This is a genomic window from Mesorhizobium sp. M7A.F.Ca.US.007.01.2.1, from assembly GCF_003998165.1.
GTDB classification, from domain to species: domain Bacteria; phylum Pseudomonadota; class Alphaproteobacteria; order Rhizobiales; family Rhizobiaceae; genus Mesorhizobium; species Mesorhizobium ciceri.
On sequence record NZ_RZQP01000265.1, the window covers coordinates 1 to 7,667 of the forward strand.

The 7,667-nt window shown below is 63.4% G+C and carries 7 protein-coding genes, 2 tRNA genes and 1 pseudogene; 4 read left to right on the forward strand and 6 right to left on the reverse strand.

What is annotated here, in order from left to right:
- Both EN949_RS30315 and EN949_RS30320 read right to left on the reverse strand, forming a co-directional pair.
- A partial coding sequence (locus EN949_RS30315; RefSeq protein ID WP_164782588.1) for a sugar ABC transporter permease occupies positions 1–847 on the reverse strand: 847 nt, incomplete at its 3' end.
- Between the two features lie 88 nt (positions 848–935).
- Positions 936–2,600, reverse strand: a complete 1,665-nt coding sequence (locus EN949_RS30320) for a sugar ABC transporter substrate-binding protein (RefSeq protein ID WP_013532183.1) — start codon at positions 2,598–2,600, stop codon at positions 936–938.
- A gap of 289 nt (positions 2,601–2,889) precedes the next feature.
- Between EN949_RS30320 and ugpC the strand changes: the two genes are divergently transcribed.
- Genes ugpC through rbsK form a run of 3 tightly spaced genes read left to right on the forward strand, consistent with a single transcriptional unit; the run spans position 2,890 to position 5,356 of the window.
- Positions 2,890–3,948 carry a sn-glycerol-3-phosphate ABC transporter ATP-binding protein UgpC gene (gene ugpC / locus EN949_RS30325; protein ID WP_024504587.1) on the forward strand — a complete coding sequence of 353 codons (1,059 nt, stop codon included), beginning with the start codon at positions 2,890–2,892 and terminating at the stop codon, positions 3,946–3,948.
- A gap of 21 nt (positions 3,949–3,969) precedes the next feature.
- Positions 3,970–4,422 carry an RbsD/FucU family protein gene (locus tag EN949_RS30330; protein ID WP_027162392.1) on the forward strand — a complete coding sequence of 151 codons (453 nt, stop codon included), beginning with the start codon at positions 3,970–3,972 and terminating at the stop codon, positions 4,420–4,422.
- Positions 4,423–4,426: 4 nt separating this feature from the next.
- Positions 4,427–5,356 (forward strand): ribokinase, encoded by a 930-nt coding sequence (gene rbsK / locus EN949_RS30335; protein ID WP_063167793.1) that lies wholly within the window; start codon positions 4,427–4,429, stop codon positions 5,354–5,356.
- Between the two features lie 145 nt (positions 5,357–5,501).
- Here rbsK and EN949_RS30340 read toward each other — a convergent pair.
- Positions 5,502–5,578 (reverse strand) — tRNA-Asp (locus tag EN949_RS30340).
- 216 nt (positions 5,579–5,794) lie between these two features.
- Here EN949_RS30340 and EN949_RS30345 point away from each other — a divergent pair.
- A tRNA-Val gene (locus tag EN949_RS30345) sits at positions 5,795–5,870 on the forward strand.
- Here EN949_RS30345 and EN949_RS30350 read toward each other — a convergent pair.
- The 3 genes and pseudogenes from EN949_RS30350 to EN949_RS30360 all read right to left on the reverse strand — a co-directional run.
- The gene (locus EN949_RS30350; RefSeq protein WP_063167794.1) at positions 5,858–6,541 is read right to left on the reverse strand and encodes a GNAT family N-acetyltransferase; all 684 of its coding nucleotides are present in this window, start codon (positions 6,539–6,541) and stop codon (positions 5,858–5,860) included. The two genes, EN949_RS30345 and EN949_RS30350, sit on opposite strands and share 13 nt — an antisense overlap.
- Positions 6,538–7,308, reverse strand: a complete 771-nt coding sequence (locus tag EN949_RS30355; RefSeq protein WP_063167795.1) for an SDR family NAD(P)-dependent oxidoreductase — start codon at positions 7,306–7,308, stop codon at positions 6,538–6,540. The genes EN949_RS30350 and EN949_RS30355 overlap by 4 nt, the downstream gene beginning before the upstream one ends.
- A 13-nt stretch (positions 7,309–7,321) precedes the next feature.
- Positions 7,322–7,667 (reverse strand): annotated as a pseudogene (locus EN949_RS30360) (ABC transporter permease); the annotation flags it as partial.

A 7,667-nucleotide genomic window follows, 5' to 3' on the forward strand; every position in this document is an offset into this window, starting at 1 on the left:
GCCAGAAGGTCTGCCACGCATTGGCGCCGTCGACGCGTGCGGCTTCGAGCACCTCGCGCGACATCGCCTGCAGCCCGGCCAGCAGCATGATCATCATGAACGGAATGAAGGTCCAGGCATCCAGTATCATGATCGATATGCGCGCGATGATCGGATCGGAGAAGAAGGCCGGATTTTCCCAGCCGAGATGGCGCGCCAGCGTTGCGGCCGGTCCGAACCTGTATTCCATCAGCGATTTTCCGATCATCCACGACACCGCGACCGGCGACAGCATCAGCGGCATCAGGAAGACGACGCGGAAGAATTTTCGCGCCCGGATCTGGGCGTTGAGGAGCAGCGCCAAGCCGAAGGCAATGACATATTCGACCGCCACCGCCAGCACGTAGAGCACCATGTTGAACAGCGCGTTGCGGTAGTAGGGATCGCCCAGCATCTGCCAGAAATTGTCGAGCCCGTTGAACCGGCGGCCGCTGAAGGAACTGAGGTTCCAGTCGGTGAGTGCGATGTAGAAACCGAACAGCGTCGGGAAGATGACCATGGCGATGGTGAACAGCAGCGCCGGCAGCAGAAACAGGGCACGCTGGCCGTCTTCGCCGCGCGTCAGCACCTGGCCGACACCGATCGCCACGCCCCACAGCACATAGGCATAGACGACGGGGCGCCAGGTCTCGAAGCCGATCGTATCGGGGCTGCCCTTGTAGAGGATCTCCAGCACGATCGTCGCCAGCAGGCCAAGCGTCGCAACGGCCATCAGCGCCCAGCCAAGGCGTTTACGGCCTGGAGAGATCAGATCGGAAGTGCCGGCATCTGCCGGCCACGGGTTCGCGGTCGATGTCTGGTCAGCCACAAATCTCGCCCGTTTGAAGGCTCTCGAGGAGCCGGAGCCTGTCTAAAGTGGTCCGGCGTTGCCGCCGGACCACGGTTCATAGGCCAGCCTACATGCCGAGCGAAGCTTTGTAGAGCTTGATCTGGTTGTCGCGCCCGATCTGGTCGGTCAGCTTCTCCCATGCCGCCGCGATGGCGTCGGCGCCTTCCTGCGCCTTCATCTTGCCCGCGAAAGTGTTGGCCAGGATGTCCTCGGCGGCGCTGTAGTACTGGAAGATGCCGGGGATGCGTGGCTCGATCGCCGCGTTCGGATGGTTGTAGCTGTCGGATTCCGATTTGAGGTAGGAGGTGATGAAGGCCTCGTCGTAGCCGGCCGCCACCCATTCGGGAATGTCGAAATGCGAGTTGCGGTAAGGCTGGAAGCCCGACGGATACATCGCCGTCCAGATCGACAGGTCCTTGCCGCCGAGATGGGCTGCAGCGGACCATGCCGCCTTCTTCTTCTTTTCGTCGGCATCGACGCGGGCCATGACATAGACGCCCCAGCCGAGATAGGCGCAGTTGGGCGCATAGTTCGGGCCGCTGGCGAGCTTGTCCCAGGCGCCGGTCTTCGCATTGTAGACATCGTCCGAGCCCGGCAGGATCGAGAAGCCGGTGACGTCGCCGACGACGGAAGAGTCGTTGGTCTTGACGTTGGAGCCGACGTCGCCCCACCAGGTGACCATCGAGCCGGTGCCGGCCAGGAACTGCTGGAAGGCGGTCGTGTTCGGATCGGCGTTGATCTGGTCGGCGGGTTCGGAGGGCAGCGCGTCGATGACGTCCTGGATGGCGCGCACCCAGGCCGGATTGTTGACGCGCGGCTTCATCGTGTCGGCGTCGAACAGCCAGGCCTTGTCGTCGGGGTGCTTGGCATAGGCGGTGGCGCGGCTGCCAAGGAAATAGAAGCCGAAGCCGCCCCAGGGCTTCGGCGCGTCGAGATAGCCATAGACGTCCTGGTCCTTGAGCTTCTTGCCCTTCAGGAACTTGGTCACCGCCTGAACCTGCTGCCAGGTCTTCGGCACGCCCCATTCACCTTCGCCGCCGCCGTCCTTCCAGGCCTTGGCGAGGTCGGCATCGGCGAACACGTCGGTGCGGTAGTTGAAGTTGTGCGCGTCGCCGTCGACGGTCACGCGGTATTGCTTGCCGTCCCAGGTGCCGACCGGCGGCTTCAGATAGCTGACCAGATCGTCGAAATCGATCTGGGTCTTGACCCAGTCGGGCATTTCCGACGTCAGGCCCTTGCCGCAGACATCACCTTCGAACGGCGCGCCCATTTCGATGATGTCGAAGTCGACGGTCCCGGTCGCGATCGACTGCTGCAGGCGGGCGTTGTAGTCGGCCTGCGCCAGGTCGATCCAGTTGATCTTGGCGCCGGTATAGGTCTCCCATGGCTTCAGGAAGCCGCGGAACAGCACATTGTGCAGGTTCTGGTTGTTGAGACCCATGAAGGTCAGCTCGACGCCGGCGAATTCGCCTTCCTTGACATTGGCCTTGGTGGCTTCGAGGCAGAGTTCACCGACCTTCTGGAAATCGGCGTCCGTCGGCTGGCCTTTGCCGACGCCGGGGATCTGCAGGATTTTTGTGCGCAATTCGCTTGCCGCGGAGGCCGGGCGCGTCAAGGCGCCAAGTCCGGCGCCGGATGCGGCTGCGATCGCGGCCATGCTTGCCGCACCCTTCAATATGTCGCGCCTTGTGGCGCCGGCTCGAACCAGTTTGTCGTAAAGACCCGTTCTCATCGCCTATTCCTCCCAGAACATCAGTGTGAATAAATCGGCCAACTGTCGGACGCCGGAGCGCCAACGATGCTCCCGTTTCGGAAACGAATTAGGCAGGACCCCACCCTGCGTCGATTGAAGTTCCGATTGCGGATCGGGCACCGACATTTTGACCAGCGCCTGCCACTATTCTCACAACCCAACGCCGTGTCAACGAGAGCGGGTTTTTATCTATAAGGGACCGACTTGCCCTGGCAGGTCGCGTTGGTTAGCTTCTGCGCCTACGGCTAATGGAGCCGATGGGGGAGACATGGCGCAAGTCGCGATCAGCAAGGTGGCCAAGGCCTTTGGAACGGTCAAGGTTCTGCACGAAGTCAGCGTCGATATCGCAGACGGACAGTTCGTGGTGCTGGTTGGCCCTTCGGGTTGCGGCAAGTCCACGCTGCTCAGGATGGTGGCCGGGCTGGAGACCGTCTCCGCCGGCACGATCGCCATCGGCGACCGCGTCGTCAATCATCTGCCGCCGGCCAAGCGCGACATCGCCATGGTGTTCCAGAACTATGCGCTCTATCCGCACAAGACGGTCGAGCAGAACATGGCCTTCGCGCTCAAGCTCAGGAAAACCGATCCGGCCGTGGTCGCCGAGCGGGTCAAGCGCGCCGCCGACATCCTCGACCTCAATCCCTATCTGAAGCGCTATCCCCGCCAGCTTTCCGGCGGGCAGCGCCAGCGCGTGGCCATGGGCCGCGCCATCGTGCGCAATCCGCAGGTGTTCCTGTTCGACGAGCCGCTGTCCAATCTCGACGCCAAGCTGCGCGTGCAGATGCGCACCGAGATCAAGGAACTGCACCAGAGGCTGAAGACCACCACCATCTACGTCACCCACGACCAGATCGAGGCCATGACCATGGCCGACAAGATCGTTGTCATGCGCGACGGCCGCATCGAGCAGGTCGGCGCGCCGCTGGAACTGTTCGACCGCCCGGCCAACCTGTTTGTCGCCGGCTTCATCGGCTCGCCTTCGATGAACCTGCTCAAGGGCACCATGCGCAAGGGCGACAAGCCCGGTGTCGACATCGCAGGCACGCTGTTCCCGATCGGATCGGGCAATGCCGCGCAGGACGGTCAAGCGGTCGTCTATGGCGTGCGACCGGAGCACCTCGAGATCCATCCCGACGGCGTGCCGGCGAAGATTTCGGTGGTCGAGCCGACCGGCTCGGAAACGCTGGTGTTCCTGCGCTTCGGCGAAGGCGAGATGGTGGCGCTGTTTCGCGAGCGCCACGACTTCAAGCCGGGCGATACGCTGAAGCTGAAGCCAAGGCTCGACCAGATCCATCTTTTCGACGCAGAGACCGGCAAGCGTCTCTGATCCCAACTCACGAGGAATACCATGCTCAAAGGCATCAACCCGCTGCTCAATGCCGACGTGCTGCAGGCATTGCGGGCAATGGGGCATGGCGATGATCTGATCATCGCCGACACCAATTTTCCGTCCGATTCGGTGGCGCGCCAGACGGCGCTCGGCCGCGTGCTGCGCATCGATGCCTCGGCCGCGCAAGTGGTCAAGGCGGTGCTGTCGCTCTACCCGCTCGACACGTTCGTCGACGATTCGGCCGCGCGCATGGAAATCGTCGGCAAGCCGGACGAGATTCCTGCAGTGCAGAAGGAAGTGCAGAAGGAAGTCGATAAGGCCGAGGGCAAGTCGTGGCCGATGATCGCGGTCGAGCGCTACGCCTTCTACGAGCGCGCCAAACAAGCCTATTGTGTCATCCAGACCGGCGAACGCCGCTTCTATGGCTGCTTCGCCTTCCGCAAGGGCGTCGTGCCGCCGGATGCGGAGTAGCGGCATGGCTTCGGGCAAGCCGGTCGTCATATTGGGTGTGTTCGTCGCCGACACCGCCTACAGGGCGCAGCGGCAGCCGCGCATGGGCGAAACGATCCTCGGCACATCCTTCACGCTGGGTCCCGGCGGCAAGGGCTCGAACCAGGCGGTGGCCGCCGGCAAGCTCGGCGCCGACGTCACCTTCCTCACCCGCCTCGGCGTAGACCCCTTCGCCGACATGGCCAGGCAGACCTGGACGCAGGCGGGCGTCAAGGATGCCGTCATCGACACGCCGGAAAGCTACACCGGCGCGGCCTACATCTTCGTCGAGGAGACCACCGGCAACAACGCCATCATCGTCAGCCCCGGTGCTGCCATGCTGATCTCTCCAGCCGATATCGAAGCCAATGCCGCATTGATCAGCAATGCCGGCGTCTTTGTCACGCAGCTCGAACAGCCGATCGAAGCAGCCATGCGGGCGTTGGAGATCGCGCGTGGGGCAGGGGTGACGACGATCCTCAATCCGGCCCCTGCGGCAAAGCTTCCCGACCGCATCTACACGCTCTGCGACTACTTCACACCCAACGAGACCGAGACGGAGGAACTGACCGGGATGAAGGTGTCCTCGGTCGACGAGGCGCGAGCCGCTGCGGACAGTCTGCTCGAAAAGGGCGTCGGCACAGTCATCGTCACGCTCGGCGACAAGGGCGCGCTTTTGCACTCGAAAAATCGCTCCGACCATGTTCCAGCCGTCAGTGCCGGCCCGGTGGTCGAAACCACGGGGGCAGGCGATGCCTTCAATGGCGGGCTTGCGGCAGCACTTTCGAGGGGCGTGGAACCGCTGCAGGCGGTGCGCTTCGCTTGCGCCGTCGCCGGAATCTCGGTGACCCGGCCAGGGACTGCGCCATCCATGCCGACGCTGCAGGAGGTCGAGGCGCTGCTGGCGAGAGGATGATCTTGCGCGGCAAGACGTCTGCACGGGCCGAACGGACCTGAGTGACCTCAGGTCTCTTGGACCTCAGGTCTCTTGCAAGACAACATTTTTGACAATCAATGTCGACATTTCTCCAAAGCCAAGGGCTTGATACCCTTGAGAGAAATGGCGCGAGTGACGGGGCTCGAACCCGCGACCTCCGGCGTGACAGGCCGGCACTCTAACCAACTGAGCTACACCCGCGCATGGCGAACACGTGTCAGCCGTGTTCGTCGTTGGGGCGCTGGATAAGGGGTTCGCCACCGGGTGTCAAGCGCACCAAACCATCATAACAGCAAACAGGAGAAGGTTTTTTGACAGCCGGCGTTTTGTTGGCAAAACCGGCATCCAACCAGGGCGTCCTGCGCTCATTTGGCCTTGCGAAGCGGACCCTGACCGCTTAAAGGTCCGGCCCGGAGCGGGCGATTAGCTCAGTTGGTAGAGCGCTTCGTTTACACCGAAGATGTCGGCGGTTCGAGCCCGTCATCGCCCACCATTCACACGATCTCCGGTGCGCACGATCTCCGGTGCGGTTGTCAGCCGTTTGGCGACATAGATGCTGTGGTCCGGCAATCCCGGCTCCCGCAACACCGCGAATCCGATGGCCCTGTAGAAGCGCAGCGCGTTGTGATTGTCCGGCATCACTTCGAGGCAAAGCCCGCGTGAACCGAGCGCGGCGAGCCTTTGCTCGAGAAAAGCCATCGCCCGCCGGCCGATGCCTTTGCCACGCGCTTGCGACAAAAGGTCGATATGACCGTGCGAAGGGTAGGCAGCCAGGGCCGGCGGAATGGTGAAGTCGCGATGATGGATCTGGTGGCGAGCCCAGTCGCTGCCGCTCCAGCGTGCGCGGTCGGGTCCGGGATCGGTCACCTGCGCGCGAAGGCGCGGATACCACTTTGCTGCCAGGCCTGCATTGAAAGCCTTTGTGTCTTTTGCACCCAGCAGATAGCCCGCGGCGCCCGTTGGCCCATCGACGATGAAAGCGAGGTCGGGCTCCAGCACCTGGTAGGGGATGGTGTAGATCTGGCCCAACAGATCCGGAGCGTCTTCGCGACCGGTTGCATCCTGGCCGGCATCACCGGTCTTGAGGCAGATCATGGCAAGTGCTGGATGGTCGGCCTCGGTCGCCTGGCGCAGGAAGAAGCCATCGCCGAAATCGATGATCATGGCGGAACGAGCCGGAAATCGCTGCCTTCGGGCAGCAACTGGCCACCATCGACGACGATGGTCGTGCCGGTGATGTAACTGGCATCGTCCGAGGCGAGGAACAGGAAGGCATTGGCGACGTCGCGCGGGCTGCCGAGGCGGCCAAGCGGGATGGAATCCTCCATGTTCTTGATGAACGCCTCGCCGCGATGCAGCTCGATCGCTTCGGTCAGGATGTTGCCGGGCTCGACGCCGTTGACGGTGATGCCGTAGCCGGAGAATTCCAGTGCCGCGGCGCGGATGAAGCCGTTGATGCCGGCCTTGCTGGCCGAATAGTGGCCATGGCCCGGGCTGGTGACATGCGGACCGGTGATGGAGGAGGTGTAGAGCATGCGGCCGAAGCGTTGCGCCTTCATCGGCACCAGGGCCGCGCGGCTGGCATTGAAGGTGCCGCGCAGATTGACCGCCATGACGCGGTCCCAGTCGTCGGCGCTGGTGTTCTCGATCAGCTGCCAGGGATAGATGCCCGCATTCTGCACGATGATGTCGAGACGGCCATGCTGCTTCAGCGCCAGCGCCACGGCGGCCTTGGCGTCGCTCATTTGCGAGATGTCGGTGCGGATGAAGGGGACGCCCAACTCGCCAGCGGTCGCTTGCCCGGCCTCGACTTCGGTGTCGGCGAGCACCAGCCGCGCCCCCTCTTCGGCAAAGCGGAGCGCAATGCCCTTGCCGATGCCGCGGGCGGCGCCGACGATGAGCGCCACCTTGTCTTTTAGCCGTCCTGTCATGCGAGCCGTCCTGTCATGCGAGTCTTTGGCGAATGGTTTGCTTGAAGGCGTCGAGCAGCACCGCGGCCAGCACCAGCAGGCCATGAATCACCTGGGTGAAATTGGCCGGCAGGCCCATCAAATTGATCGCCGTGTTGATGGCCGAGAGCAAAAGCACGCCGGCATAGACGCCGGGGAGGGTGCCGACGCCGCCTTTGAGGCTGACGCCGCCGATGACGACCGCGGCGAAGGCGTTGAACAGCAAGCCGACGCCGAGATTGGCGGTGGCGCCCGACGTGCGGATCGCCAGCAGCCAGCCAGCCAGGCCGGCGATGGCGCCGGCGAGCACGAAGGCGATGATGAGATTGCGGTTCACCCGG